This window comes from Streptomyces sp. NPDC001933 (genome assembly GCF_042890955.1).
Taxonomy (GTDB): domain Bacteria; phylum Actinomycetota; class Actinomycetes; order Streptomycetales; family Streptomycetaceae; genus Streptomyces.
This window is the reverse complement of sequence record NZ_JBIASS010000003.1, coordinates 489,563-515,794: the sequence shown is the minus strand read 5'-3', so window position 1 is coordinate 515,794 and position 26,232 is coordinate 489,563. Positions and strand designations below refer to the sequence as shown.

Here is a 26,232-nt window from a genome sequence, read left to right as displayed (position 1 = left end):
CCATGTTGCTCGAAGTGCGCGATCTGCACGTGGAGTTCCACACCCGCGACGGAGTGGCCAAGGCCGTCAACGGGGTCAACTACTCGGTGGCCGAGGGCGAGACGCTGGCCGTCCTCGGCGAGTCGGGCTCCGGCAAGTCGGTCACCGCCCAGGCCATCATGGGCATCCTCGACATGCCCCCGGGAAAGATCAGCGGCGGCGAGATCCTCTTCAAGGACCGCGACCTGCTGAAGATGAAGAAGGACGAACGCCGGAAGATCCGCGGCCAGGAGATGGCCATGATCTTCCAGGACGCGCTCTCCTCCCTCAACCCCGTGCTCAGCGTCGGGGAGCAGCTCGGCGAGATGTTCGTCGTGCACCGGGGGATGTCCCACAAGGACGCGAAGCTGAAGGCCGTCGAACTGATGGACCGGGTCCGCATCCCGGCGGCGAAGGAACGTGTCGGGAACTTCCCGCACCAGTTCTCCGGCGGCATGCGACAGCGCATCATGATCGCCATGGCGATGGCGCTGGAACCGTCGCTGATCATCGCGGACGAACCCACCACCGCCCTCGACGTGACCGTCCAGGCCCAGGTGATGGACCTGCTCGCCGAGCTCCAGCGCGAGCTGAACATGGGCCTGATCCTGATCACCCACGACCTGGGCGTGGTCGCGGACGTCGCCGACAAGATCGCCGTGATGTACGCGGGCCGGATCGTCGAGTCCGCCCCGGTCCACGAGATCTACCGGGCGCCCGCCCACCCGTACACCAAGGGCCTGCTCCGGTCGATCCCGCGCCTGGACCAGAAGGGCCGGGAGCTGTACGCGATCAAGGGCCTGCCGCCCAACCTGCTGCACATCCCGCCCGGCTGCGCCTTCAACCCGCGCTGCCCGATGGCCCAGGAGATCTGCCGGGGCGAGGTGCCGCCGCTGTTCGAGGTGGCCGAGCACCGCGAGAGCGCCTGCTACTTCTGGAAGGAGACGCTCGATGCACGCTGAAGCGCGCGAAGGCGGCGAACCGATCCTGGAGGTCCGCGATCTGGTCAAGTACTACCCGCTGACCCAGGGCATCCTGATCAAGAAGCAGATCGGCGCCGTCAAGGCGGTCGACGGGGTCTCCTTCGACCTCGCGGCGGGCGAGACGCTCGGCATCGTGGGGGAGTCCGGCTGCGGCAAGTCGACCGTGGCGAAGATGCTGGTCCATCTGGAACAGCCGACGGCCGGCGCGATCAAGTACAAGGGCGAGGACATCACCAAGCTGTCCGGCCGTGCCCTGAAGGCCGTACGCCGGAACATCCAGATGGTGTTCCAGGACCCGTACACCTCGCTGAACCCGCGCATGACGGTCGGCGACATCATCGGGGAGCCGTACGAGATCCACCCCGAGGTGGCCCCGAAGGGGGAGCGGCGCCGCAAGGTGCAGGACCTGCTGGACGTCGTCGGCCTCAACCCGGAGTACATCAACCGCTACCCGCACCAGTTCTCCGGCGGCCAGCGCCAGCGCATCGGCATCGCCCGCGGTCTCGCGCTGAACCCCGAGATCATCGTCGCCGACGAACCCGTCTCCGCCCTCGACGTCTCCGTGCAGGCGCAGGTCGTCAACCTGCTGGACCGGCTCCAGGCGGAGTTCGGGCTCGCTTACGTCTTCATCGCGCACGACCTGTCGATCGTCCGGCACATCTCCGACCGGGTCGGGGTGATGTATCTGGGCCGGATCGTCGAGATCGGCTCCGACGAGCAGATCTACGACCACCCCACGCACCCGTACACCCAGGCGCTGCTGTCCGCCGTCCCGGTGCCGGACCCGGCGGCCCGGGAGCACCGGGAGCGGATCATCCTGCACGGCGACGTCCCCTCGCCCGCCAACCCGCCCTCCGGCTGCCGCTTCCGCACCCGGTGCTGGAAGGCGCAGGAGCGGTGCGAACTGGAGGTGCCGCTGCTGGCGGTCCCGGCCGTCTTCCGGCTGGCGGACACCCCGGCCGGGCACGACTCGGCCTGCCACTTCGCGGAGGAGAAGCAGGTGGTGCCGCCTGAGGGGCTGCTGGAGACGCCGGGTGAGGCGGCGGAGGAGGCGCCGGGTGAGGCGGCGGAGGAGACGCCGGGGGAGACGGCGCAGGAGGACGGTCCGCCGGAGGGCTCGGAGGGCTCGGAGGGTGCAGACGGTTCGGAGGGTTCGGACGGAGAGAACGGGGAGAACGGGGCGGCTCCGTCCGGGTCCGCCCGGGGCGGCTGACGCGGGCGCGTTAACGCGTGGGCAACCCGGGCGTCTCACGTCCGGTATACGGACCGGCCAGCATGTCCGGGTACGGCCGTGCGGGTGCCGTGTACCGGCCGGGAGGCCGCCAAGTCCTCCCGGCCGGCTGCCCGTTGACGCACCACGCCGACGAACCCCTTGTCCGGCGGGCGGGGACGGTGAAGTATCGCTCGGGTGATACTCACTCGGGGGGCAAGGGTCACAGGTGCCGTTCTCTGCGCCGCGCTCGCGTTGATCGTCGCGGGCTGGGTCGTACGGGACGTCAGGGCGGCCGACGGCATCGAGCGGTTGTGGCACTACTGGGCCGGCTATCGCGACGCGCAGATTACGCTGAGCCCGGCCACTTCACCGTACGACGTGGTGCTGTTCGTGGTGTACGTCGCCGCGGCCGTCGCGTCCCTGCGGTCCTCGGTGGCCGCCGCCGCGCTGGTCGCCACGGGCGTGCTCACGATCGTGGTACGGCTGCCCGGACTCTGGAACATCGGCGAGCCCCGGATGGACGGCCGGTTCGTCGACGACCTCCGCACCCGCGCCCTGCTCTGCGCCTTCGCGTCGCTCGCGGCGGGCATCGCGCTGATCATCACCGCGGCGGCCGGCCGCCGGGCACCGCACGACTTCTCCGAAGGCGCCCCGGCCCGGCCGGGGCAGGGCGCGGGGGTGATCGCCTTCCTCTGCCTCGGCGCGGCGGGAGCGGTCACGATCGCCTGGGAGATCCGTCAGGCGGTGCGGATCCCGTACATCTACCCCGACTGGTTCCTGGGCGGGGACAAGATCTTCCAGGGACTGACCGACCCGCCGCCCGGCTGGTTCACGGCCGTCCTGGCGCTGCTCTGCCTGTTCGCGGGGGTGAGCGGGCTGCCGCGCGCCGTGCACGCGCGCCCGTTCGGCCTGATCGCCGCCGCGCTGCTGCTGGGCGGCGGCGGGGTGGGCGTGGCCCGGTCGGTGCACGAAGAGCTGCTGGAGCACTTCGCCGATCTGCCGGTCGAGGCCCAGCTCACCGTGGCGACCGGGTTCTTCGAGGTGTTCGTCGGCGTCGTGGTGCTGCTGGCGCTGGCCCGGCCGGGCCCGGCCGCACCCCCGCCGCTGCCCGACCAGGGCTACGGGCAGGGGTACGGCTATCCGCGCCCCGGCGTCTTCGGGCCGCCGCCCCCGTCCCAGCCGCCGCCCGGCTGGTGACGGGGAGGGCGGTGGCTCGGAGCCTGTCGGGTGACCGCCCGGTCGGAGGTCACCCGACAGGATCTCAGTCCAGCAGCCCCAACGACCGCTTCAGGAAGTCGACCTGGAGCAGCAGCAGATTCTCCGCCACCTGCTCCTGCGGGGTCATGTGCGTCACCCCGCTGAGCGGCAGCACCTCGTGCGGGCGCCCGGCCGAGAGCAGCGCCGATGAGAACCTGAGCGAGTGCGCGACCACCACGTTGTCGTCCGCGAGGCCGTGGACGATCATCATCGGCCGCACCTGCTCGGCGGCCTCCGAGAGCCCCTCGTCGGTGACCACCGAGTTGTGCGCGTACACCTCGGGCTGCTTCGCCGGGTCGCCGAGATAACGCTCGGTGTAGTGGGTGTCGTACAGCCGCTGGTCGGTCACCGGGGCGCCGACCACGGCCGCGTGGAAGACGTCGGGCCGACGGGTCACGGCCAGGGCCGCCAGATATCCGCCGAACGACCAGCCGCGGATCGCGACCTTGCCGAGGTCCAGCGGGAACCGGTCCGCGAGGGCGTGCAGGGCCTCGACCTGGTCGTCCAAGGAGAGCACCAGGTTGTTCTTGACCGCCTTCTCCCAGCCGGGCGAACGCCCCGGTGTGCCCCGGCCGTCCGCGACGACGACCGCGAAGCCCTGGTTCGCGAACCACTGCGACGTCAGATGCGGATTGTGCGCGGCGACCACCCGGCGGCCGTGCGGTCCGCCGTACGGATCCATCAGTACCGGAAGCGGACCGTCCGACTCCTTGTACCCCTCGGGGAGCAGCACGGCGCACGGAATTCGCCGTGCGCCCCCCTCGGTGAGGTGGACCCGGGCGGAGAGAACCGGCTCCTGCGCATGGCTCGTCACGGTCGCGATCCGCTTGCCGTCCCGGACCACCTGGACCAGGGCCCCCGACCGGTCCGGGGAGTGGGTGACCAGCACCGTCACCCCGCCCGCGCGGACCGCCGAGTGCATCCCGGCCCCTTCGGAAATCCGTTCCACGCCCAGTTCGTTGACCCGGTAGACATGGGTCTCGCCGAGCTCCGGCTCGGCCGCCTCCTCACCGGCCGTGGCCGAGATCAGGATGTCCGACTCGCCGATGTCCAGCACCGCCTGGAGCTGCAACTGCGCCCCGGTCAGCAGCCGGTCGCCGACTGCGAGCACCCGCGCCCCGCCCTCGTCCGCGATCCGCACGAGCCGGCCGTCCGGCGCCCAGGCCGGCACCCCGGGGAAGATTTCCAGCCAAATCGGGTCCTCGTCGGCATGCACCGTCCGCGTCGAACCGGTCTCCGGGTCCACCGCGAGGAAGAGGTGACTCTGCTGGTCGCGGGACTGCACCAGCAGCAGCGGCGCCCCCTGTGACGACCAGTGCACCTGAGCCAGATAGGGGTGGCGCGCCCGGTCCCAGACCACTTCGGTGCGGGCGCCGTCCAGGCCCAGCACGAAGAGCCGCACGTCGGCGTTGGGCGTTCCGGCCGCCGGGTAGGCGACCTCGGCGGGCCTGCGGTCCGGGTGCGCGGGGTCCGCGATCCACCACCGCTGCACGGGGGCGTTGTCGACCCGGGCGACCAGCAGCCGGTCCGAATCCGGCGACCACCAGAAGCCGCGCGAGCGCTGCATCTCCTCGGCCGCGATGAACTCCGCGAGACCGTACGAGACATCGTCCCCGTCCGGCTCGGCGAGCGCCCGGTCGCCGTCGCCCTCCGCGCCCACGACCCGCAGAGCACCCTTGGACACATATGCGATGTGTCGTCCGTCCGGTGACGGCCGGGGGTCGATCACCGGGCCCGGCACCGGCAGCGCGCGGGCCGTACCCGCCCGCAGTTCGGCGACGTACACCTTCCCGGAGAGCGCGAAGGCGGCCAACTCGGCCGCCGCGTCCACCGCGTAGCCGACGATCCCCGACGACCCCTCGCGGCTGCGCTCGCGCCGGGCCCGCTCCTGCGCCGACAGCCGCTCCGCCGAACCCCCCAGCAGGGCCTGGGGATCGGCGACCACGCGCTCCCGGGGCGCTCCGTCCTTCGGCAGGTCGAGGACCCACAACTGGCCCGAACGGTCCGTCCCGGAGCCCGAGCGCAGGAAGATCACCCGCTCCCCGTCGGGTGAAACGGTGAACGACCGAGGGGCGCCGAGGGTGAACCGCATCGTCCTGGCGTGCTGACGGGGAAAGGAGATCTTCTGCGAAGTCATGCACCGAACCTAGTCCCCGACCGCCCGGTCGTGCGCCCCTCGTGCTGCTGTGCCCCGATCAATGCGTTACGACGGATAGTTATGATCCGTAGCGCTCGGTGGGTATGAACCTGCTGGCTCCATGTGTGCTGCCCGTCCCGACCGTACTGATGGAGGTGAACCGCCGTGGCACTCTCGATTTCGGCGGTGGTGCTGCTGGCGATCGTCGTCTTCCTGCTGATCCGGAAATCCGGACTGAAGGGCGGACATGCGGTGGTCTGCGCACTGCTCGGTTTCTATCTCGCCAGCTCGTCGATCGCGCCGAGCATCTCGAACCTGACCACGAATGTGGCGGGCATGATCGGAAGCCTCAAGTTCTGAGGCCCGGCCCGTCGGCGGTCGGTGCGCGGTGGTGGGTGTGCGGGGTGCGGTGGTGACGCGGGCGGTGATCGGTGCGCCCGGCTCGTAGGGTGGTCCCCATGACGGACCATCCCGCCCGGCGCCTCCTCCTGGTGCACGCGCACCCCGACGACGAGTCGATCAACAACGGCGCCACCATGGCCAAGTACGCGGCCGAGGGTGCCCAGGTCACCCTGGTGACCTGCACGCTCGGCGAGGAGGGCGAGGTCATCCCGCCCTCCCTCGCCCATCTCGCGGCCGACCGGGACGACACCCTGGGCCCGTACCGCCGGGGCGAGCTCGACGCGGCGATGAAGGAGCTGGGGGTCACCGACCACCGGCTCCTGGGCGGGCCCGGACGCTTCCGTGACTCCGGAATGATGGGCGCCGAGCAGAACCACCGCCCCGGCGCCTTCTGGGCCGCCGACGTGGACGACGCCGCCGGGCACCTGGTGGAGGTGATCCGCTCGGTGCGCCCGCAGGTCCTGATCACCTACGACCCCGACGGCGGCTACGGACACCCCGACCACATCCAGGCCCACCGCGTCGCGATGCGCGCAGCCGAGCTCGCCGCCGATCCCGGGTACCGCGCCGGGTCCGGCGCCCCGCACACCATCGCCAAGATCTACTGGAACCGGGTGCCCCGCACGGTCGCCGAGGAGGGCTTCGCCCGCCTCCGGGAGACGGCGCCGGACGCCTTCCCCGCCATCGCCGCCATCGACGACGTACCGGGCGTGGTCGACGACGCCAGGATCACCGCGCGGATCGACGGCACGGCACACGCCGCCGCCAAGAGCGCCGCGATGCGGGCCCACGCCACCCAGATCTCCGTGGACGGCCCCTTCTTCGCCCTCTCCAACGACCTCGGCCAGCCCCTCTTCACCACCGAGTACTACGAGTTGGTGCACGGCGATTCCGGAGCCCCCCGGGGGGCCCGCGAGGACGACCTGTTCGCGGGCGTGGCGGGAGCGGAGCGATGAGCGGCGGCAAGCAGCGCGCACCGCGCCCCTCGAACGCCGCCGGGGGCGGCGCGCCCACCGGTCTCGCCGCGCCCCTCGACCCCGGGCGGATCGCCTCCTATGTGGGCCTCGCCGTGCTGGGCGCGCTAGTGGGGCTCGCCGGGGCACTCGTCCAAGCCGCCTGGTTCCCCGCCGGATTGCTGCTCGCGCTGCTGGCCGTGGCCGGGCTCTTCCACGGCGGACGCCTCCTCTTCGGCACCCAGCTCGGCGCCCTGGCGCCCGCCGCGGGATGGCTGATTTCGATCGTCGTTCTGCTGGGTGGGCGCCCGGAAGGCGACTATGTCTTCGGCGATGAACTGGGCCTGACTCTTTTCATGCTGGGCGGGATGGCTGTCGCTGTGATCTGTGCCACCATGTCGCGGTCGCCCCAACAGGGCGCCGACAGTGGCCGACCTGGCAAGTAATGTGCCACGTCCGATCCCGTAATGCCCCTTGTCCGTCCGGTGTCCGCGCGGCCGTTTCCCCCGGTCGCGGGGTGTGCGCCGGCGGCGCCCAGTATGGTGGTTCGCGCGCCGAGCCGTCCCCTGGACTGCGGCATGGGGGAAGTACGGGCGGCGGAGCCAATCGGGAGAACCTGCTTTGAGTCGTGAAACTGACAGTTCGTCCTCCGGGCCCCAGGGGCGCGGAGGAGCCGCGTACCCCTCGGGGACGCCGCCGTACGGATCCCGCCAGTATCCGTCGCTGCACCCCTCGCAGGATGCCCCGGCGGGGGCCCCGGAGCCTGCGGACCAGTCCCAGTCCGAGGAGCCGAGGACCGAGACGACCCTGACGACGCGTATCCGGATCAACATTCCGGGCTCGCGTCCCATCCCGCCCGTCGTCATGCGCACGCCCGTGGGCGACACCGACAACCCCGACGCCGAGCGCACCGGCAGCATTCCGCGCCCCGGTTCGCCCGCGGCGGACGGTGCGCCGGGCGTGTCCGACGCCCCGTCGGCGGCCGAGGCCCGGACCGATTCCGCGAGCGCGGAACCGGCTGCCGAGAAGCCGGCCAGGGAGAAGAGCGGCAGCGACTGGTTCGCCCCGCGCAAGGCCCCGACGAACACCTCGGTCGCCGGTGGCGGTGCGCCCGGCGGCGGTACGGCCGGTGGCGCCGAAGGCATCGGAGGTGCCGGAGGTGCCGCACCCCAGCCGCCCCGTGCCGATCTGCCGTACTTCTCGGACGGTCCGCAGCGCGGCGGCGACCAGGGCGCCCCCCGCCCCGACGACTTCGGGACCGGTGGCCCCGCGTCCGGCGGCTCGCGTCCGACGCCGAACCTAGGCGTGCGCACCCCCGGCCCCGCCGGACCCACCACGGGCCCGGTCACCGGTACTTCGTCCCTCACGCCGAACCTCGGCGGACCGGGCGGCCAAGGCCCCATGGGTTCCGGTCCGATGGGTTCCGGCCCCGACAGCCCGCCGCGGATGTCCGACGACACCGCGGTGCTGACGCCGCAGTTCGCGGCCCCGGCCCCGGCCCCGGCCGCCTCCGGTCCCGGCGGCAACGTCTCCGGTGACACGCTCACCAGCGGCATCCCCGTCGTTCCGCCGGAGTTCCGGGCGCCGTCCCTGTTCCCGGGCACGCCCGGTGCGGACGGCCCCGAAGCGGCGCCCCGCGGCCCGGCCGACCCGATGGGCACCGGACCCGGCGGTCCCGCCGGGCCGCAGGCTCCCGCCCCGCGTCCCGAACCGGCGCCCGCGCCCGCCAAGAAGCAGGGCCGCTCCAAGCTGGTCCTCCTCGGCGCCGGTGTCGTCGTGCTGCTCGGTGTCGCGTACGGCGCCGGGCTGCTGATGAACCACTCCGACGTGCCCAAGGGCACCACCGTCCTCGGCGTCGACATCGGCGGCGGCACGAAGGAAGAGGGCGTCACCAAGCTGGACGCCGCCCTCGGCAAGCGTGCCGCGACCCCGCTCCAGCTCTCGGTGGACGGCAGGAAGACCGAGCTCGCGCCGGACAAGGCCGGGCTCGCCCTGGACAGCCAGGAGACCGTGCGCGAGGCGGCGGGCAGCGACTACAACCCGGTCTCCGTCATCGGCTCGCTCTTCGGCGGCAAGCGCGCCGTCGACCCGGTGATCCCGGTCGACAAGGAGAAGCTCGGCGTCGCACTGACGGACCTGGCGGGCGTCTCGGGCTCGGCCAACGACGGCACGATCAAGTTCGAGCCGGGCAAGGCCGTCGCCGTACCCGGGAAGTCGGGCAAGACGCTGGACGTCAACCAGTCGATGACCTCGGTGCGCGACGCGTACCGCGCCCAGGTGCAGACCGGCCGGACGAAGGTCGTCCAACTGCCCGTCACCACCAGCGAACCCACCATCACCCAGGCCGAACTGGACCGGGCGATGAAGGAGTTCGCGAAGCCCGCGATGTCCGGCCTGATCACCATCAAGGCCGGTGCCAAGCAGATCCAGTTCGGCCCGGCCAGGTCGCTGCCGCAGATCCTCTCGATGGTGCCCGTCGAGGGCAAGCTGGTCCCGCACTACGACAAGAAGGCCATCGACACCCTCTGCGACGGCGTCTTCGACGGCATCATGGTCACCAAGGGCGACGGCAAGAAGCACCAGCTCAGCGCGGACGACGTGGCACACGCCATGCAGAGCGCGCTGCTCGGCAAGACCCCTGCCGAGCGGACCGTGGTCATCGACCTCGGCGGCAACGGCTGACCGCAGGACCCGGAGCACCGCACCGCACACCCGCCCCCGACCGGACCCCCGGCCGGGGGCGGCGCCGTATCCGCAGCGCCCCGCCCGACGACATCGGCGTCACGGACACGGCATGACATCTGTCATCCCGTTTCCACGACCGGCGGCCCTGCCGCGGCCACCCCCTCCTCGGCCACGCTTGACGCATGACAACGACAACCGCCGGGGCCACCGGGGCGAAGACCGCCGCGGTCCGCTTCGATCAGGTCAGCAAGGCGTACGGAGCGGTACGCGCCGTCGACAAACTCAGCCTCGACCTGCACCCCGGCGAGACCGTGGCACTCCTCGGCCCCAACGGCGCCGGGAAGTCCTCCACCCTGGATCTGCTGCTGGGCCTGCGCACCGCCGACTCCGGTTCGGTCCGGGTGTTCGACACGACCCCGCAGAACGCCATCGCCGCGGGCCGGGTCGGCGCGATGCTCCAGACCGGCGGCCTGATGGAGGACGTCACTGTCAAGGAACTGGTCGGCCTCGCCTGCGACCTGCACCCCAAGCCGTTCCCGGTGGCGGAGGTGCTGTCCCGCGCAGGTATCGCGCAGATCGCCGACCGGATGGTCAACAAGCTCTCCGGCGGCCAGGAACAGCGCGTCCGCTTCGCGCTCGCCACCGTCGGCGCCAACGACCTGATCGTCCTCGACGAGCCGACCACCGGCATGGACGTCACCGCCCGGCAGGCCTTCTGGGCCACCATGCGCGAGCAGGCCGAGCAGGGCCGTACCGTCCTGTTCGCCACCCACTACCTCGAAGAGGCCGACGCGATCGCCGACCGAGTCCTCGTCCTCCACAAGGGCCGGCTCCTCGCCGACGGCACCGCCGCCGAGATCAAGGCGAAGGCCGGGGCCCGCCGGATCTCCTTCGAGCTGGAGGGCCCGGTCGACGAGGCGGCCCTGCGCGGCCTGCCGTTCCTTGCCGTGCTCGACATCACCGGCAACCGGGTCCGGATCCAGTCGCACGACGCCGACGCGACCGTCCACGCCGTGTACGGACTCGGCCTCTACCCGCGCGAACTCGAAGTCGCCGGACTCGGCCTGGAGCAGGCCTTCGTCGCCATCACCGAGGCCGAGGAGGCCAGGACCGCATGCTGAGCTTCTTTTCCTGGGCACTGATCAGGCTCGAAGTCACCCGCACCCTGCGGAACAAGAAGTTCATGTTCTTCTCGGTCATCTACCCCTCGGTTATCTACCTCCTCATCTCGGGCACCCGGAACACCACCGACCGGATCCCGCACACCGAGCTCACCTTCCAGGCCTTCTTCATGGTCTCGATGGCCTCCTTCGGGGCGCTGACCGCCGTCCTCATGGGCAACAGCGAACGCATCGCCAAGGAGCGCGAGAAGGGCTGGGTCCGCCAGTTGCGGCTGACCGCGCTGCCCAGCCGCGGCTACATCCTGGCGAAGATCGCCAGCGCGGCGACGGTCACCCTGCCCTGCATCGTCGTGGTCTTCCTGGTCGCCGCCACCGTCAAGCACGTACGGGTCGAGACCTGGCAGTGGTTCGCGCTGGCCGGGGTCATCTGGGCCGGTTCGCTGGTCTTCGCGGCGCTCGGCGTCGCCATCGGCTACCTCGCCAGCGGGGACGCGGTCCGCCCGCTCACCATGATCATCTACTTCGGTCTCTCCATACTCGGCGGCCTGTGGATGCCCAGCGCGACCTTCCCGCAGTGGCTCCAGAACATCTCCGAGTGGCTGCCCACACACGCGTACGCTTCTCTCGGCCAGGCGATCGAGATGGGCGGATCGCCGCACGCCAAGGACGTCGCCGTCCTCTGCGCCTACTTCCTGGTCTTCGCGGGCGGCGCGGCCTGGCTCTACCGGAAGGACACCCTGAAGGCGTGAACGACGACGAGACGTCCGTGGGCATCGGGCGCCCGCCCACCAACCGCAAGCAGTTCTGGATCAAACTGCTGTGGATCGGCATCTGGCTCGCGTTCATGAGCGCCCCGGTCAAGGACCTGGCCGACGGCAACCACACCCCCTGGGCGACGGCGCTCGGCTCGCTCGGCCTGCTGACCTTCGTCGGGGCCTACCTGCTCCTGGTCTTCCGCCACACGTCCGAACCCCTGGACCGCCGGCTCGTACACACCGCGATCGCCTTCCTCGGTGCCCTCGCCCTCCTCCTCACCCTGACGCTCGGCACCTCGTGGCTGGTCCTCTTCGTGTACGTGTCGGTCTCCGTCGGCGCCACCCTGCCGCTGCGGACGGCCCGTTGGCTCATCCCCGCAGTCACGGCAGTCCTGGTCACCGTCGGCCTGACCGGCGACCACCCCCGCGAGATCATCACCGCACTGATCTTCCCCGCGCTGCTCGGCGGATTCTCGATGACCGGGGTACGGCAGCTGATCCGTACGACGATCGAGCTGCGCGAGGCCCGCGCCACCGTCGCCCAGCTCGCCGCCAACGAGGAACGGCTCAGGCTCGCCCGCGATCTGCACGACCTGCTCGGCCACTCGCTCTCCCTGATCACGCTCAAGAGCGAACTCGCCGGCCGGATGCTCCCCGACCACCCGGAACAGGCGGCCGCCCAGGTCGCGGACATCGAACAGGTCAGCCGCCAGGCCCTGATCGACGTACGCAGCGCGGTCACCGGCTACCGCCGCCCGACCCTCCCCGGCGAACTCGCGGGCGCCCGCACGGCCCTGGCCGCCGCGGGCATCACCGCCGACATCCCGGCCGAGGCCCCCGACGACCTCCCCGAGAAGCCGGAGGAGGTGCTGGCCTGGGCGCTGCGGGAAGCCGTCACCAACGTCGTACGGCACAGCGGGGCCCGCCGCTGCACGGTCAACCTCGTCCCGCGCCAGACCCTGGACGGCAGACTCCTCGAACTCACCGTCCGCGACGACGGAGTCGGCCCCTCGGGCAGCAAGCCAGGCAACGGCCTCACCGGCATCGGTGAACGCCTCGCCACGGTCGACGGCACGCTGCTGACCTCGGCCGGCGACGCCGTCTCCGGTTCCGGTAAAGGCTTCACCCTGACCTTGAGTGTTCCGCTCGATTCCGGCCTAGGATCCACGGAATGAGCATGATCAGACTTCTCCTGGCCGAGGACCAGTCCATGGTGCGCGAGGCCCTCGCGGCGCTTCTCGGCCTGGAACCCGACATCGAGGTGGTGGCCCAGGTCGCCCGCGGGGACGAGGTGCTGGCCGCCGCCCACGCACACGACATCGACGTGGCGCTCCTGGACATCGAGATGCCGGGCATGACGGGCATCGACGCGGCGGCCGCCCTGCACCGCGAACTCCCGGCCGTGAAGGTCGTCGTCGTCACCACCTTCGGCCGCCCCGGCTATCTGCGCCGGGCGATGGAGTCGGGCGCCGACGCCTTCCTGGTGAAGGACGCCCCGGCCTCCCAACTGGCCGAGGCGGTACGGAAGGTGCTCGCCGGCGAACGAGTCATCGACCCCACCCTCGCGGCAGCGGCCCTCGCCGACGGGGCGAGCCCCCTCACCGACCGCGAACGCGACGTACTGCGCACGGCGGCCGACGGCTCCACCAACGCGGAGATCGCCGCCGCTCTCCACCTCTCGCAGGGAACGGTCCGCAACTACCTCTCCATGGCCATCCAGAAAATGGCGGCCCGCAACCGCGCGGAGGCCGTCCGTATCGCCCGCGAGAAGGGCTGGCTGTAGAGCGCCACGGCTGTGACGCGCCACGCATCGTCAGTCCGCGTCCGGGTACTGCCAGTCGAGCGCAGCCGTGGCAGTCGGCACGAGCGCGTGGCCCCGTTCGCGGAAAGCGGCTTCGAAGTGCGGCCGCCATGCGCAGAAGCGGCTGACGCCGATGGGACAGTCGGTTGTGCGGGGCCCTGTGGCCCCCGCAGCCTGCCGCGCAGCCCGTCAGCCCGTCAGTGCGTCAGCGTCTCGCTGAAGCGGGACGGGCCGGTCGGGGCGCCGATCGTGGCGGCGCCGAACGAGACGGAACCCTTCGCGATGATGCCGGAGGCATCCGTACCGAAGATCCACAGCGCGCCCCTGCCGCTGTTCTCCGTCGGGGCGCCGACCACCATCTCCGTGCGGCCCTTGCCGTCGTAGTCGCCCAGCGAGAGTGCCGCGCCGAACTGGTCGCCCGCCTCGGTGGCGCCCGGCACGCCTGCCGTGTACTGGCCGAACTCCTTGGAGCCCGCACCGCTCACACCGTTCGGGCCGCCCTTGAGTACCAGGACCCGGCCGGCGTCGGCGATGCCCTTGATCTTCTCGTTCGGCAGGCCCACGGCGATGTCGGGGTAGCTGTCGCCGTTCGTGTCGCCCAGCGCCAGGCTGTAGCCCATCCGGTCGTGGTACTCGGCCGTGCCCGAGACGCCTTCGGTGTCCTGGTTGATCCAGACGGGCTTGCGGCCGGTGCTCTGCCCCGCCGGGCCGCCGTACGAGATGAAGAGCGCGCCGCCCTTCTTCACCGGGGTGTCCTCGTTCGCCCACTCGTCGCCGCGCCCGATGACGATGTCCCCGTGGCCGTCCTTGTCCAGGTCGGCGATGCCCACGGCGTTACCACCGACGCCCGCACCGTCCGCGTCCTTGATCTCGACCGGGGCGGCCAAACCGGTGCGGCCGCCCTTCAGCAGGTACGTGTGCTGCTGCCACGGGTCGCCCGGACCGAAGCCGAGGATCACCAGATCGCCCACGCCGTCGCCGGTCACGTCACCCACCGCGATCTCCGAGGTGTCGAGGACGTCCGTGCCGTCGACCGTGAAGGAGCTGACCCTGCTCCACTGGCCGGTGCGGCTGACCGGGCCGTGCAGGACGTGGCCGCCGCGCCGTACGTCGCCCACCGCGATGTCGGGGACGTCGTCACCGTCCACGTCGCCCACATCGAGGTCGCCGGTGGCGTCCTTCTGCTCGCCGGGGACGGGCTCCAGGATCGTGACGTTCTTCGAAAGGCCGGACGCGCCACCCCAGTTGACGGCCAGCACCGTGCCCTTGTCGCCGTCCGTCGACGTCCCCCAGAGACGGCCGACGAGATCCGCGTAACCGTCGTCGTCCAGATCGGCGCTGCGCAGGTTCGTGCCGTAGCGCGCGTCCCCCGGGTTGTTGATGCCCGAGCGGTTCGGCCAGGTCAGCACCTGCTTGCGGGTGGAGGACAGGCCGCCGGGGCCGCCGAGGAGGACGCTCACGGCGCCCGCGCCCTCCGAGTTGCCGACGGTGGCCATGGGGGCACCCACGGCCACGTCCGGGTAGCCGTCGCCGTTGAAGTCGTCGCGCAGCCGCTTGCTGCTCGGCGCGCTCGCCGCCTGGGCGGGCGGCTGTGCCGCCGGGGCGGACGACCGCGCGGCGGCATGGCCGACGGGAGCGGCCACGGCTCCGGCGACCAGGGCGATCCCGGTCGCGATCGCCAGCCGGCGGCGTTGGGAAAGGACGGGCACGTCGATCAACTCCGGTGCTCGGTACGTGAGTCGGGGCAGTGCGGAATCAGCTTCCGTACTGCTCCGTACGACCTCGCGGCCCGGTGGATGGTTGTGCCGCACCGCCGATGAGCGCCGGTGGTCAGCCCTTCTTGAAGGTGTCCAGGTGGGCGAAGGCCACCACATTGTCCTCGTAGTCCTTCGCGGTCTTGTTGTACGTGCCGCCACAGGTGATCAGGCGGAGCTGGGCGGAGTCGGTGCCGGCGTAGACCCGGTCGTCCGGGAACTTCGCCTTGCTGAACTGCTCGACGGAGTCGACCTTGAAGGTGGCCACCGAGCCGTCGGCGCGGGTGATGTCGACCTTGGCGCCGGGCTTGAGGTACCGGAGCTGGAGGAAGACGGCCGGGCCGGTCATCGTGTCGACGTGGCCCGCCACGATCGCGGCGCCGCGCTCGCCGGGGGTGATGCCGTCCTTGTACCAGCCGGCCAGGTTGTTGTCGTTGGCGGGCGGCGCGTTCAGCTGGCCGGTGGGGCCGAGGGACAGGTCGGTGAACGGCGCGTCGACGCCGATGGTCGCGATCCGCAGCCGCTTCGGGGCGGAAGCCGACATCGCCGGGCCGACGGTGGCCTTGGACGAGGTGACGGGGTCGGGCGCGGCATGGGAGCCGAGGACTTCGGGGACCTCGGGGACGGCGGGCGCGACGGCTGCGGGCGGGGCCGGCGGCTTGTCGTCGGCCGAGGTGCCGAAGGAGTTGTAGATGAGGACCATGCCGAGCCCGGCTGTCACGGCGGGCCACATCAGGGCGCGGCCCAGTGTGGTTCGGGGGGCAGTCCGGGTGGGGGTGGAGCCGGTCGACTGCGGGGCGGCCATGGGACGTGCCTTTCGGTCGTGCGGTGTCGAGGAGGAGAGCGGGGGCGGAGCCGGGCTTATCCGGGGCTTATCGGGAGGTAAAAGCAGTCGCCGCGGCCGCCGCCCCGAAGGGCAGCGACCGCGACAACCGAACTACTGGCTGGAGGGTTGGCCCGGTCAGGCCATCGCGCCACCGGTCGACTGGCGACGGCGCAGCTTGTACGCACCGACGCCGACACCGCCGAGCAGCAGAGCCGAGCCGGCGGCCAGGCCGCCACCGGTCATCGCCATGCCGCCGCCGCCGGCGTGGACGCCGCCACGGGGCTGGTCGCCGCCGCGACCGCCGTAGCCGCCCTCGTCGCCGCCACGGCCGCCGTAGCCGCCGCCACGACCGCCCTCGTCGCCGCCGCGACCGCCGTAGCCGCCGCCACGACCGCCCTCGTCGCCGCCACGACCGCCCTCGCCGCCGCGGCCACCCTCGTCGCCGCCGCGACCGCCCTCGTCGCCGCCACGGCCGCCGCCGCGACCGCCTTCGTCGTCACTGGCGATCACGGAGGCCATGAAGCCGCCGCCGGCGCTGACGCCGCCACGGGGGCCATCGCCGCCGCGGCCGCCTTCGTTGCCGCCGCGGCCACCTTCGTTGCCGCCACGGCCACCCTCGTCGCCGCCGCGGCCACCTTCGTTGCCGCCACGGCCACCCTCGTCGCCGCCACGGCCTCCACCGCGGCCGCCTTCGTCGCCGCCGCGGCCGCCCTCGTCGCCGCCGCGGCCGCCTTCGTTGCCGCCACGGCCGCCTTCGTCGCCGCCGCGACCGCCTTCGTCGCCGCCACGGCCGCCGCCGCGACCGCCTTCGTCGTCACTGGCGATCACGGAGGCCATGAAGCCGCCGCCGGCGCTGACGCCGCCACGGGGGCCATCGCCGCCGCGGCCACCTTCGTTGCCGCCGCGGCCACCTTCGTCGCCGCCACGGCCGCCGCCGCGGCCACCTTCGTCGCCGCCGCGACCGCCGTAGCCGCCGCCGCGGCCACCCTCGTCGCCGCCGCGGCCACCCTCATCTCCACCGCGGCCTCCACCGCGGCCTCCCTCGTCGCCGCCGCGGCCCTCACCGCGGTCGGAGTTTTCGTGGTCGTCGCCGCGCGAGGACGAGTAACCGTTGTCGTGGCCCGAGTCGCCCGACGCGGCCATGGCGTAGGCGGACGGGCCGGTGATGGCGAGGACCGCTGTGACAGCGGCCGAAGCGAACAGCGTGCGGGCAGAGCGCATCTGAACACATTCCTTCCGGCGCAACTGCGAAGAGTGACTGGGTGTCGACTCATTGTGGCGCAGTAGCGACGTGATCCACCGTCAGCCGGAATGTGAATTCGCGCCAATGCAAAACGCCGCATTGGGGCTACGCCGTGGGCTCTTCGGGTGGAGTGCGGCCGATAATCACCCGTTGGACTGCACGCAGCGGCGCGTGAGGTTTGGGCGAAGGGGTTCCACTCGTTTGCCGACCCCGCCACGTGGTGGAGCCGTCCGCTGCCCGCCCCTCGGGCCTCCTCGAATCGCCATCAACAGCGCCTGTGGGCAGGTGAGTTGAAAAATGGTCCGAGCGGTGTGCCGGTCCGGACGGCGCGGCCTTTGTGACCTGCTGGGTTGCCGTGCGTGCGTCTTTGGGTCCGCGTCGGTGACGGACCCGAATCCGGCGACGCGCCGTTACATCGACCTGCTTGCCTTCGAGTGTTAAATCGGTTGTCCGGGGTCCGGATCCCCTGCTGTACTCACCCACGGAATTCGATCGACGAAGGAGCGGGTCATGCGAGGAACTCACATGTTCATTCAGGCGGGAATTGCCACCGATCTTGAGGACATGGAGTTTCGTGCACACGCTGAATCTGGGAATCCTGGCGCATGTCGACGCCGGTAAGACGAGCCTGACCGAGCGGCTGCTCCACACCGCCGGCGTCATCGACGAGATCGGCAGCGTCGACAAGGGCAGCACCCGGACCGATTCCCTGGCGCTCGAACGGCAACGCGGCATCACGATCAAGTCCGCCGTCGTCTCGTTCGCCGTCGACGGCACCACGGTCAATCTGATCGACACCCCCGGGCACCCGGATTTCATCGCCGAGGTGGAACGGGTACTGAGCGTGCTCGACGGCGCGGTGCTGGTCGTCTCCGCGGTGGAGGGCGTACAGGCGCAGACCCGCGTACTGATGCGGACGCTGCGACGCCTGCGCATTCCCACGCTCATCTTCGTGAACAAGGTCGACCGCGGCGGTGCGCGGTGCGACTCCGTCCTGCGGGACATCTCCGAGAAGCTCACCCCGGCCGTCGTCGCCATGGGGTCGGTCGACGCTCCCGGCGGCCGCGACGCCCGCTGCACGCCGTACACCCACGCCGACGCCGGCTTCACCGACCGGCTGACCGAGCTGCTCGCCGATCACGACGACGCGCTTCTGGCCGCGTACGTCGAGAACGCCGTGGCGCTCCCGTACGACAGGCTCCGCGAGGAGCTGTCGACGCAGACCGGGCGGGCGGCGGTGCATCCGGTGTACTTCGGCTCGGCGATCACCGGGGCCGGGGTGGACGCCCTGATCCACGGGGTCACGGAGCTGCTCCCGGCGAGCCGGGGCGATGCCGACGGGCCGGTCTCGGGCACCGTCTTCAAGGTGGAGCGCGGACCGGGCGGCGAGCGGACGGCGTACGTCCGGATGTTCTCCGGCACGGTACGGATCCGCGACCGGCTGCCGTTCGGACGGGGCGACGGGCGCGCCGAGGGCAGGGTGACCGGGATCAGCGTCTTCGACCAGGGCTCGGCCGTCCGAGGGGCGGCGGTCCCGGCAGGCCGGATCGCGAAGCTCCAGGGGCTCGACGGCATCCGGATCGGTGATCCGGTCGGCGAACCGGGCGCGGCCCCGCCGGGCCGGTGGTTCGCCCCGCCGACGCTGGAATCGGTGGTGGTCCCCAGCCCTCCGGCGAGCCGGGGCGAACTGCTCTTCGCGCTCGCGCAACTCGCCGAACAGGACCCGCTGATCGATCTGCGGCAGGACGACATCCGTGAAGAGGTGTCCGTCTCGCTCTACGGCGAAGTGCAGAAGGAGGTCGTCCAGGCGACGCTGGCCGACGAATACGGAATCGGCGTCACCTTCCGCGAGACCACGACGATCTGCCTGGAGCGGCCGAAGGGCAGCGGAGCGGCGTACGAGATCATCGATCAGGGCGGGAATCCGTTTCTGGCGACCGTCGGGCTGAGGGTCGACCCCGCCCCGGTCGGCAGCGGTATCGCCTACCGGCTGGAGGTGGAGCTCGGATCGATGCCCTTCTCCCTGATGAGGGCGGTGGAGGAGACGGTGGGGGAGACCCTGCGGCAGGGCATTCACGGCTGGCAGGTCACCGACTGTGTCGTCACCATGACGCATTCCGGTTACTGGCCCCGCCAGAGCCATTCCCACGCCGTTTTCGACAAGAGCATGTCGAGCACCGCGGGGGACTTCCGGAATCTGACCCCGCTGGTCCTGATGAGCGCTCTGACGGAGGCCGGCACCACGGTGCACGAGCCGATCCACCGGTTCCGTCTGGAACTCCCGGCGGAGCTGCTCGGCCCGGTCCTGCCCGTACTCGCCCAGCTGCGCGCCGTCCCCGGGACACCGGCCGTGCACGGCTCCCTCTGTGTGCTGGAGGGCGAGATCCCGGCGGCCCGCGTCCATGAACTCCAGCAGCAGCTGCCGGCCCTGACGCGTGGCGAAGGGGTCCTGGAGTCCGAGTTCGCCTCCTACCGGGCGGTCGCCGGAACGGCCCCGGACCGGCCGCGCACCGACCGCGACCCGCTCAACCGCAAGGAGTACCTGCTGCGCACGGCACGCAGGGTCGGCTGAGGGCCGGTCCGCAGGGCTGCAGGGCGACGGGGCACGCGGCGGTCCCGCGCCGCCCCGTCGCCCTGCGGACCGCCCTCAGTTCAGCAGCGACCGGGCGGCCCGCGCCCGGCGGCGGATCGCCTCCGCGGCCGCGGGCTCCACCTCGTCGACCACGTCCGCGTACTCCTCCATCTCCGCCGCACCGCGCAGGAACTGCCCGCTCTGTACGAGCAGCTGGGCGCGCTCGTACCGCAGCCTGGCGGGGTGCGAGGGGAGCAGCAGCGACAGGTCCACCGCCCACAGCGCCACGTCCGTGCGCTCCGGACGGGCCGCCGCCCAGGCCCTGATGTTGTTCAGGATCCGCAGCACGATCTCCAGCGGCCGGGCGGGCACCAGCATCGACTCCTCCAACGGCTCCCCGGTGGCCCCGGCCACCAGCAGCTCCGCGTCCTGCCCGGTCATCGGCCGGCCGCCGTCGAACGGATCGGCCAGCACCCGCTCGGCCGGATCGCCGAACCCGACGACGAAATGACCGGGCAGCGCCACCCCGTACACCGGGGCGCCCGCCCGCCGCGCGACCTCGATCCACACCACCGACAGCAGGATCGGCAGCCCGCGACGCCTGCGCAGCACCTCGTGCAGCAGTGACGACTCCAGCCGCTGGTAGTCCGCCGACGAGCCCGCGAAGCCGTACCGTTCCCCGAGCAGCTCGGCCAGCGCCGAGGCCCACGCCCGGCCGCCCCGCACCCCGTACGGAAGCCGGCCCGCCAGCTCGTCCAGCTCGATCTGCGCCGCGTCGATCCCGTTCGCGTCCAGCGCCGGATCGGCCACCGCTCCCAGCAGCAGGCAGAGCAGCGCCAGGTCCGGCCGTTCGGCGCGCGCCTCCTCTGCGAACCGGCGGCGCAGCTCGTCCGGGTCCGGGCGCCCGGCGGGTTCAGGGTTCATCGGGTCCGTCCGTCCCCGTCACGCCGACCGGAAGTGGTGGTAGAGGTGGTGGACCGCGAACCCCATGCCCTCGTACATCGCCCGCGCCCCCTCGTTGTCCGTCTCCACCTGGAGCCAGGCCGCGGAGGCACCCTCCTCCAGGGCCCTGCGGGCGAGCGCGGCCATCACGGCGGAGGCGAGCCCCCGGCGCCGGTGCGCCGGATCGACCTCGACGGCCATGAAGCCGGCCCAGCGCCCGTCCACCACGCACCGCCCGATCGCGGCGGGCGCCGCGCCCTCCTCGTCGCCGGGCACCGAGGCGAACCACACCGAGGGGCCACCGCGCAGCACCGCCAGGACGTGCGGTCCCGGGGTCTCGAAGCGCTGGTAGCGGGAGAGCCAGGTCTCGTCGAGGTCCCGGCTCAGCCGCACCCGGGACACGTCCGCGTCCAGATCGCCGACCGGGGCGAGCCCGGCGGTGCGTACCTCCGCCGTCACCTCGCGGTGCCAGCCGTGCTCCTCCAGCTCCGCGCAGAGCAGCTCCTGGGTGCCCTCGGCGCCGGTCGAGGTCTGGATGTACGCGGGCAGCTCCCGTTCCCCGTACCACTGCCGGACGCGCCCGAGCGCCTCGTCGAGCGGGACGCCGGGATCGCCGAGCGGCAGTACGGAGTTGGCGCGCCGGGTGAACCCCCGCGCGGCGCGCAGCCGCCAGTCGCCGAGCGGTTCGCTCTCCACCGGCTGCCAGGCTCGGGCGAGGACGGGCGCGAGCTCTTCGAAGGAGGCCGCCGGACCGCGCCGCCGGGCCGGAGCGGCGGGCACGACCTTGCCCGCCACCAGAAACGATTCCGGGATGCGGACCGATTCACCGCTCTTCGGTGTGATCGAGAGCACACCGTCGTCCCACGATGTGAGAACCCCTACCGTGTCGGCAAACGTCGCTCCTTGTGGGGCCGTCTCGCACACACGCCGGACTGATACCCGTTTGCCCACGTCAGCCGGTGTGATTCGGACCTTGAGCTGTCCGCCGATGGTGAATTCCACAGCTCTGTACGCCCCTCCTGTTCGGTTCGTGCCCCGGAACGGAGATACTAGGTGCGGGCATCGACGACGCCGCGCTCCCGCGCGAGAGCCAACGCCCTACCGAGGAGGAACGACAGCGTGACCTACGTCATCGCGCAGCCTTGTGTCGACGTAAAGGACAAGGCCTGCATCGAAGAGTGCCCCGTCGACTGCATCTATGAGGGCCAGCGGTCCTTGTACATCCACCCGGACGAATGCGTCGACTGCGGAGCCTGTGAGCCGGTGTGCCCGGTCGAGGCGATCTTCTACGAGGACGACACCCCGGAGGAGTGGAAGGACTACTACAAGGCGAATGTCGAGTTCTTCGACGACCTCGGGTCGCCCGGTGGTGCCTCCAAGCTGGGCCTGATCGAGCGCGACCACGCGTTCATCGCCGCGCTGCCGCCGCAGAACCAGTAGCCGGCGGCCGGCACGTGCGCCGCCCCGGTCCCGTACGGCTCGTCACCGTGCGGGACCGAGGCGTTTCCACGCCCGGGTGACGAGCGGCCCGAGCCCCCTCGCGTGTCCCGCGTGACCCCCGTACGAGAAAGCAGAGTTCCTTGTCCGCAGTCTCCTCCCGTCTCCCGGTCTTCCCCTGGGACAAGCTCGCGCCCTACAAGTCGACGGCCGGGGCCCACCCCGACGGCATCGTGGACCTGTCCGTCGGCACGCCCGTCGACCCGGTGCCCGAGCTGGTCCGGCAGGCGCTCGTCGCCGCCGCGGACAGCCCCGGCTATCCGACGGTGTGGGGGACCACCGAGCTGCGTGACGCGATCACCGGGTGGGTGGAGCGGCGGCTCGGCGCGGTCGGGGTGACGCACCACAACGTCCTGCCGGTCGTCGGCTCCAAGGAGCTGGTGGCCTGGCTGCCGACCCAGCTCGGTCTCGGCGCGGGCGACAAGGTGGCCTACCCGCGCCTCGCCTACCCGACGTACGAGGTGGGCGCCCGGCTCTGCGGCGCCGAGCCCGTGGTCTACGACGACCCGGCGGAGCTGGACCCGGCCGGGCTCAAGCTGCTCTGGCTCAACTCGCCGTCCAACCCGACCGGCCGCGTCCTGGCCAAGGACGAGCTGATCCGGATCGTCGCCTGGGCCCGCGAGCACGACGTGCTGGTCTTCAGCGACGAGTGCTACCTGGAGCTGGGCTGGGAGGCCGAACCGGTCTCCGTGCTGCACCCGGACGTCTGCGGCGGTACGTACGAGGGCATCGTCGCCGTCCACTCGCTCTCCAAGCGCTCCAACCTGGCCGGCTACCGCGCGGCCTTCATCGCGGGCGACGCGGCGGTCCTCGGCGAGCTGCTGCTGATCCGCAAGCACGGCGGCATGATGACGCCCGCCCCGGTCCAGGCCGCGACGGTCGTGGCGCTCGGCGACGACGAGCACGTGGCCGAGCAGCGGACCCGGTACGCGCAGCGGCGCGCGGCCCTGCGCACCGCGCTGGAGGCGCACGGCTTCCGGATCGAGCACAGCGAAGCGAGCCTCTACCTGTGGGCGACGCGCGACGAGCCGTGCTGGGAGACCGTGGCGTACCTGGCGGAGCTCGGCATCCTGGTGGCGCCGGGCGACTTCTACGGACCGGCCGGCGACCACTTCGTACGGGTGGCGTTCACTGCGACGGACGAGCGGGTGGCGGCCGCGGTCAAGCGGCTGGGCTGAGACACCGGCGGCATGTACGCGAGGGGCCTCGGGAGTGCGCACTCCCGAGGCCCCTCGCGTATGTGATGTGCCGGCCGGCGGCCGGTGCGGGTCAGCCGCCGATCGGCAGGCCCTGGGTGGGCAGGCCGCCCTGGGTGGCGGTACCGGCGGCCTCGCCGACGAGCCGGCCCGCGCTGCCCGCGGCGCCGCCCGCGGCCTTCTGCACGGCGGGGGTGGTCTCGGCACCGGCCTTGCCCGCGGTCCTGGTCGCGGCAGGGAGGGTCGTCCCGACGATCCTGCCGCCGGTGTCGCCCGCCACCTGGGCGCCCTGCTGGGAGGCGCCGTCGACCGTCTTGCCGAGACCGGCACCGTCGACGGTGGTCAGACCGCCGAGCTCCGGGGCCTGCGGGAGCCCCGCGGCACCCGCGGCTCCGGCCGCACCGACCACGGGAGCGGTACCGGCGGCGATCAGCAGCGCGGCACGGGCGATCCGGCGGGTCAGGGGGAGGGACATGATGCTCCTTCGACAGGATGAGAAATGGGTCTGTCCGTTGACCGGACGCAATGACAACCGTCGGAAGGGCAGGGGAGGTTGCGGTGTGCCGAGGTAAAGAGTCGGTAATGCGTCACATGATGTGCAATGGAGGAATCCGGGCAAACGCAGCATTCCCGGGAGGGCCGGTGAACCGTCGCTTCCCTTCTGCGGGAAGGGAACCGAGGTGCGGGGAGGGGATTGCGGGAGGTGTTGTCCGAGGGGGTGTCCGGAGGGGTTCGGACGACACCTCCGGGTGATCGCGCGAACTAGCGAGCGAGCTTGATCCGCACCTCGGTGGTGCCCGATTCATTGCGCTCCGTCCGCCAGCCCGACCCGGCCTCCCACACCTGGCCCGCGTACGAGACCTCGCCCAGGCGGAGCGCCTCGGACTGCGCGACCGCCCAGTGCGCCAGCTCCCAGCCGCGCCGGGCCGAGCCGTCGTCCTCGGACGCCCGGGGTGCCGGCACCGGCACCGAGACCGTGCTCGTCGCCGCCGCGCCGGCGGCGCCCCCGCCGCCCCCGGGAGCCGTCCGCGCCGCGGGCAGCACGTCCTTGCCGAAGGCGCGCACCAGCTCCGCCCGCACCTTCTCCGCGTCGGCGCTCGCCGCCGTCGCCCGCGGCGGCGCGCAGTTCAGCGCGGCGGGGGTACGACCGGTCAGCGCGGCCGCCAGCAGGGCCGCGTCCGGCTCGTGCTTCGCGTACGCCTGCGGGAAACCGCTGCGCTGGACCCGCTGCGCGGCGACCGTCAGCGGCAGCCGCGAGTAACCGGGGACCTCGGCGAGATGCCGGTAGAACTGCCCGGCGGAGTAGACCGGGTCCAGGATCTGCTCCTCGGTGCCCCAGCCCTGCGAGGGGCGCTGCTGGAACAGCCCCAGCGAATCCCGGTCACCGTGCTCGATGTTGCGCAGCCCGGACTCCTGGAGCGCGGTCGCCAGCGCGATCGTCACGGCGCGCTCCGGCATCCCGCGCGAGGTGCCGACCGCGGAGATCGTCGCGGCGTTGACCGCCTGCTCCGGGCTCATCCGGTACGTACGGCCCTTGCCGTCCGAACCGTCAGCGGACCGCACGACGCATCCTTCGACGACCTGGCTGCCGGTTATGTACTGAACGGTCAGATAGCCGCCGAGCGCGGCGAGCACGACGAGGGCCGCCACGATGCGCAAGGGGCGGCTGCGGCCGGTGTGTCGGCGGGCGGGGGAGACGGTCCGGGGCACGGGCCCACCGTACTGGAGTGCCCGCCCGGGGCCGAGGGCCCAGTCCCTTAGGGTCGGTCCCATGCCCGAAACCACACTTGACCTCACCCTGGACGGCCCGGAGCTCACCGCCCGGCTCGTCGACTTCCCGTCGGTCAGCGGTCAGGAGAAGGACCTCGCCGACGCGATCGAGACGGCGCTGCGCACCCTCCCGCACCTGACCGTCGACCGGTACGGCAACAACGTCGTGGCCAGGACGAACCTGGGCCGCGCCGAGCGGGTGGTGCTCGCCGGGCACATCGACACCGTCCCGATCGCCGACAATGTGCCGTCCCGGCTCGACGAGAACGGGGTGCTGTGGGGCTGCGGCACCACCGACATGAAGTCGGGCGTCGCCGTCCAGCTGCGGATCGCCGCGACCGTGCCCGAGCCCAACCGCGACCTGACCTTCGTCTTCTACGACAACGAGGAGGTCGCCGCGCACCTCAACGGGCTCGGCCACATCGCCGACGCCCACCCCGACTGGCTGGCGGGCGACTTCGCGATCCTGCTGGAGGGCACCGACGCCGAGGTCGAGGGCGGCTGCCAGGGCACCCTGCGGGTCTTCCTTCGCACGGAGGGGGAGCGGGCCCACTCCGCGCGCGGCTGGATGGGGTCCAACGCCATCCACTCCGCCGCCCCGATCCTGGCCCGCCTCGCCGCGTACGAACCGCGCCGCCCGGTCATCGAGGGCCTCGAATACCGCGAGGGCCTGAACGCGGTACGGATCGAGGGGGGCGTCGCCAACAACGTCATCCCGGACGCCTGCACCGTCGTGGTCAATTTCCGGTACGCGCCCGACCGGACCGCCGAGGAGGCGCTGGCCCACGTCCACGAGGTCTTCGCGGACTGCGGCGTCGCCGAATTCGTCGTGGACGACCACTCGGGCGCGGCCATGCCCGGCCTCTCGCACCCGGCGGCCAAGGCGTTCATGGCGGCGGTGGGCGGCACCGCCCGGCCCAAGTTCGGCTGGACGGACGTCTCCCGCTTCGGTTCCCTCGGCGTCCCCGCGGTGAACTACGGACCGGGCGACCCGCTCTTCGCCCACAAGCGGGACGAGCACGTGGTGGTCGAGCGGATCACCCGGTGCGAGGAGCGGCTCCGCTCCTGGCTCACCTCCTGACCCATGGCATTCCCCTCTCCGTAACC

Annotated in this window: 23 protein-coding genes; 16 read left to right on the top strand and 7 right to left on the bottom strand. The window is 72.0% G+C overall.

All coding sequences use genetic code 11. The features are described from left to right. Nucleotides 1–2: 2 nt before the first annotated feature. The 3 genes from ACFYY7_RS10120 (at nucleotide 3) to ACFYY7_RS10110 (ending at nucleotide 3,411) form a co-directional block, all read left to right on the top strand. Nucleotides 3–980 carry an ABC transporter ATP-binding protein gene (locus tag ACFYY7_RS10120; RefSeq protein WP_351260990.1) on the top strand — a complete coding sequence of 326 codons (978 nt, stop codon included), beginning with the start codon at nucleotides 3–5 and terminating at the stop codon, nucleotides 978–980. Continuing rightward, nucleotides 970–2,214, top strand: coding sequence for an ABC transporter ATP-binding protein (locus ACFYY7_RS10115; protein ID WP_388659333.1), 1,245 nt, complete (start codon nucleotides 970–972; stop codon nucleotides 2,212–2,214). Before ACFYY7_RS10120 ends, ACFYY7_RS10115 begins: the two co-directional genes overlap by 11 nt. Nucleotides 2,215–2,409: 195 nt before the next feature. Continuing rightward, nucleotides 2,410–3,411, top strand: coding sequence for a hypothetical protein (locus ACFYY7_RS10110; protein WP_388659330.1), 1,002 nt, complete (start codon nucleotides 2,410–2,412; stop codon nucleotides 3,409–3,411). Between the two features lie 64 nt (nucleotides 3,412–3,475). Here the strand turns inward: ACFYY7_RS10110 and ACFYY7_RS10105 are convergent, their stop codons facing one another. Next, a complete protein-coding gene (locus ACFYY7_RS10105; RefSeq protein ID WP_388659328.1) occupies nucleotides 3,476–5,608 on the bottom strand; it encodes a prolyl oligopeptidase family serine peptidase in 2,133 nt (710 codons plus the stop codon). A 165-nt stretch (nucleotides 5,609–5,773) separates the two neighbouring features. Between ACFYY7_RS10105 and ACFYY7_RS10100 the strand changes: the two genes are divergently transcribed. The 8 genes from ACFYY7_RS10100 (at nucleotide 5,774) to ACFYY7_RS10065 (ending at nucleotide 13,307) form a co-directional block, all read left to right on the top strand. After that, on the top strand, nucleotides 5,774–5,968 hold the full coding sequence (locus ACFYY7_RS10100) for a hypothetical protein (protein ID WP_093896879.1): 195 nt from the start codon (nucleotides 5,774–5,776) through the stop codon (nucleotides 5,966–5,968). A gap of 98 nt (nucleotides 5,969–6,066) precedes the next feature. Then, nucleotides 6,067–6,966 carry an N-acetyl-1-D-myo-inositol-2-amino-2-deoxy-alpha-D-glucopyranoside deacetylase gene (gene mshB / locus ACFYY7_RS10095; RefSeq protein WP_388659325.1) on the top strand — a complete coding sequence of 300 codons (900 nt, stop codon included), beginning with the start codon at nucleotides 6,067–6,069 and terminating at the stop codon, nucleotides 6,964–6,966. Then, nucleotides 6,963–7,409 carry a DUF6113 family protein gene (locus ACFYY7_RS10090; protein ID WP_388659322.1) on the top strand — a complete coding sequence of 149 codons (447 nt, stop codon included), beginning with the start codon at nucleotides 6,963–6,965 and terminating at the stop codon, nucleotides 7,407–7,409. Before mshB ends, ACFYY7_RS10090 begins: the two co-directional genes overlap by 4 nt. A gap of 418 nt (nucleotides 7,410–7,827) precedes the next feature. Continuing rightward, complete coding sequence (locus tag ACFYY7_RS10085) at nucleotides 7,828–9,645, top strand: peptidoglycan binding domain-containing protein (RefSeq protein ID WP_388659319.1); 1,818 nt, start codon at nucleotides 7,828–7,830, stop codon at nucleotides 9,643–9,645. A 185-nt stretch (nucleotides 9,646–9,830) separates the two neighbouring features. Next, nucleotides 9,831–10,769: an ABC transporter ATP-binding protein gene (locus ACFYY7_RS10080; RefSeq protein WP_388659316.1), complete on the top strand. Its 939-nt coding sequence runs from the start codon at nucleotides 9,831–9,833 to the stop codon at nucleotides 10,767–10,769. Next, nucleotides 10,763–11,518 carry an ABC transporter permease gene (locus tag ACFYY7_RS10075; RefSeq protein ID WP_388659313.1) on the top strand — a complete coding sequence of 252 codons (756 nt, stop codon included), beginning with the start codon at nucleotides 10,763–10,765 and terminating at the stop codon, nucleotides 11,516–11,518. Before ACFYY7_RS10080 ends, ACFYY7_RS10075 begins: the two co-directional genes overlap by 7 nt. Then, nucleotides 11,515–12,699: a sensor histidine kinase gene (locus ACFYY7_RS10070; RefSeq protein ID WP_388659311.1), complete on the top strand. Its 1,185-nt coding sequence runs from the start codon at nucleotides 11,515–11,517 to the stop codon at nucleotides 12,697–12,699. Before ACFYY7_RS10075 ends, ACFYY7_RS10070 begins: the two co-directional genes overlap by 4 nt. Continuing rightward, nucleotides 12,696–13,307: a response regulator gene (locus tag ACFYY7_RS10065; RefSeq protein ID WP_383714722.1), complete on the top strand. Its 612-nt coding sequence runs from the start codon at nucleotides 12,696–12,698 to the stop codon at nucleotides 13,305–13,307. The genes ACFYY7_RS10070 and ACFYY7_RS10065 overlap by 4 nt, the downstream gene beginning before the upstream one ends. A 215-nt stretch (nucleotides 13,308–13,522) precedes the next feature. Here the strand turns inward: ACFYY7_RS10065 and ACFYY7_RS10060 are convergent, their stop codons facing one another. Both ACFYY7_RS10060 and ACFYY7_RS10055 read right to left on the bottom strand, forming a co-directional pair. Then, nucleotides 13,523–15,034: a VCBS repeat-containing protein gene (locus ACFYY7_RS10060; protein WP_388659308.1), complete on the bottom strand. Its 1,512-nt coding sequence runs from the start codon at nucleotides 15,032–15,034 to the stop codon at nucleotides 13,523–13,525. A gap of 121 nt (nucleotides 15,035–15,155) precedes the next feature. After that, nucleotides 15,156–15,884 (bottom strand): class F sortase, encoded by a 729-nt coding sequence (locus tag ACFYY7_RS10055; RefSeq protein ID WP_388659305.1) that lies wholly within the window; start codon nucleotides 15,882–15,884, stop codon nucleotides 15,156–15,158. A gap of 285 nt (nucleotides 15,885–16,169) precedes the next feature. Here ACFYY7_RS10055 and ACFYY7_RS10050 point away from each other — a divergent pair, with 285 nt between their 5' ends. Together ACFYY7_RS10050 and ACFYY7_RS10045 are read left to right on the top strand one after the other, a co-directional pair. Beyond that, nucleotides 16,170–17,192: a hypothetical protein gene (locus tag ACFYY7_RS10050; protein ID WP_388659302.1), complete on the top strand. Its 1,023-nt coding sequence runs from the start codon at nucleotides 16,170–16,172 to the stop codon at nucleotides 17,190–17,192. A 530-nt stretch (nucleotides 17,193–17,722) separates the two neighbouring features. Next, on the top strand, nucleotides 17,723–19,720 hold the full coding sequence (locus tag ACFYY7_RS10045) for a GTP-binding protein (protein ID WP_388659299.1): 1,998 nt from the start codon (nucleotides 17,723–17,725) through the stop codon (nucleotides 19,718–19,720). A gap of 75 nt (nucleotides 19,721–19,795) precedes the next feature. On the opposite strand, the gene ACFYY7_RS10040 is transcribed toward ACFYY7_RS10045, so the two are convergent. Together ACFYY7_RS10040 and ACFYY7_RS10035 are read right to left on the bottom strand one after the other, a co-directional pair. After that, nucleotides 19,796–20,644 (bottom strand): tetratricopeptide repeat protein, encoded by an 849-nt coding sequence (locus ACFYY7_RS10040; protein ID WP_388659296.1) that lies wholly within the window; start codon nucleotides 20,642–20,644, stop codon nucleotides 19,796–19,798. An 18-nt stretch (nucleotides 20,645–20,662) separates the two neighbouring features. Then, a complete protein-coding gene (locus tag ACFYY7_RS10035) occupies nucleotides 20,663–21,664 on the bottom strand; it encodes a GNAT family N-acetyltransferase (RefSeq protein WP_388659293.1) in 1,002 nt (333 codons plus the stop codon). Nucleotides 21,665–21,781: 117 nt separating this feature from the next. Between ACFYY7_RS10035 and fdxA the strand changes: the two genes are divergently transcribed. Together fdxA and dapC are read left to right on the top strand one after the other, a co-directional pair. Next, nucleotides 21,782–22,102, top strand: coding sequence for a ferredoxin (gene fdxA, locus ACFYY7_RS10030; protein ID WP_018956287.1), 321 nt, complete (start codon nucleotides 21,782–21,784; stop codon nucleotides 22,100–22,102). Nucleotides 22,103–22,242: 140 nt separating this feature from the next. Continuing rightward, entirely contained in the window at nucleotides 22,243–23,337 is a 1,095-nt protein-coding gene (gene dapC, locus ACFYY7_RS10025) for a succinyldiaminopimelate transaminase (RefSeq protein ID WP_388659290.1), read from the top strand. Nucleotides 23,338–23,428: 91 nt separating this feature from the next. On the opposite strand, the gene ACFYY7_RS10020 is transcribed toward dapC, so the two are convergent. Both ACFYY7_RS10020 and ACFYY7_RS10015 read right to left on the bottom strand, forming a co-directional pair. Then, nucleotides 23,429–23,830 carry an ATP-binding protein gene (locus ACFYY7_RS10020; RefSeq protein ID WP_388659287.1) on the bottom strand — a complete coding sequence of 134 codons (402 nt, stop codon included), beginning with the start codon at nucleotides 23,828–23,830 and terminating at the stop codon, nucleotides 23,429–23,431. A gap of 287 nt (nucleotides 23,831–24,117) precedes the next feature. Continuing rightward, on the bottom strand, nucleotides 24,118–25,065 hold the full coding sequence (locus tag ACFYY7_RS10015) for a hypothetical protein (protein ID WP_388659284.1): 948 nt from the start codon (nucleotides 25,063–25,065) through the stop codon (nucleotides 24,118–24,120). A gap of 61 nt (nucleotides 25,066–25,126) precedes the next feature. On the opposite strand from ACFYY7_RS10015, the gene dapE reads away from it, so the two are divergent. Then, nucleotides 25,127–26,206, top strand: coding sequence for a succinyl-diaminopimelate desuccinylase (gene dapE, locus ACFYY7_RS10010; RefSeq protein ID WP_266729886.1), 1,080 nt, complete (start codon nucleotides 25,127–25,129; stop codon nucleotides 26,204–26,206). Nucleotides 26,207–26,232: the final 26 nt, after the last annotated feature.

Coding starts and splice junctions, on each gene's coding strand:
- ACFYY7_RS10120 (WP_351260990.1), top strand. CDS start 3: ATGTTGCTCGAAGTGCGCGATCTGCACGTGGAGTTCCACACCCGCGAC.
- ACFYY7_RS10115 (WP_388659333.1), top strand. CDS start 970: ATGCACGCTGAAGCGCGCGAAGGCGGCGAACCGATCCTGGAGGTCCGC.
- ACFYY7_RS10105 (WP_388659328.1), bottom strand. CDS start 5,608: ATGACTTCGCAGAAGATCTCCTTTCCCCGTCAGCACGCCAGGACGATG.
- mshB (WP_388659325.1), top strand. CDS start 6,067: ATGACGGACCATCCCGCCCGGCGCCTCCTCCTGGTGCACGCGCACCCC.
- ACFYY7_RS10090 (WP_388659322.1), top strand. CDS start 6,963: ATGAGCGGCGGCAAGCAGCGCGCACCGCGCCCCTCGAACGCCGCCGGG.
- ACFYY7_RS10085 (WP_388659319.1), top strand. CDS start 7,828: ATGCGCACGCCCGTGGGCGACACCGACAACCCCGACGCCGAGCGCACC.
- ACFYY7_RS10080 (WP_388659316.1), top strand. CDS start 9,831: ATGACAACGACAACCGCCGGGGCCACCGGGGCGAAGACCGCCGCGGTC.
- ACFYY7_RS10075 (WP_388659313.1), top strand. CDS start 10,763: ATGCTGAGCTTCTTTTCCTGGGCACTGATCAGGCTCGAAGTCACCCGC.
- ACFYY7_RS10065 (WP_383714722.1), top strand. CDS start 12,696: ATGAGCATGATCAGACTTCTCCTGGCCGAGGACCAGTCCATGGTGCGC.
- ACFYY7_RS10055 (WP_388659305.1), bottom strand. CDS start 15,884: ATGGCCGCCCCGCAGTCGACCGGCTCCACCCCCACCCGGACTGCCCCC.
- ACFYY7_RS10040 (WP_388659296.1), bottom strand. CDS start 20,644: ATGAACCCTGAACCCGCCGGGCGCCCGGACCCGGACGAGCTGCGCCGC.
- ACFYY7_RS10020 (WP_388659287.1), bottom strand. CDS start 23,830: ATGTCCCTCCCCCTGACCCGCCGGATCGCCCGTGCCGCGCTGCTGATC.
- dapE (WP_266729886.1), top strand. CDS start 25,127: ATGCCCGAAACCACACTTGACCTCACCCTGGACGGCCCGGAGCTCACC.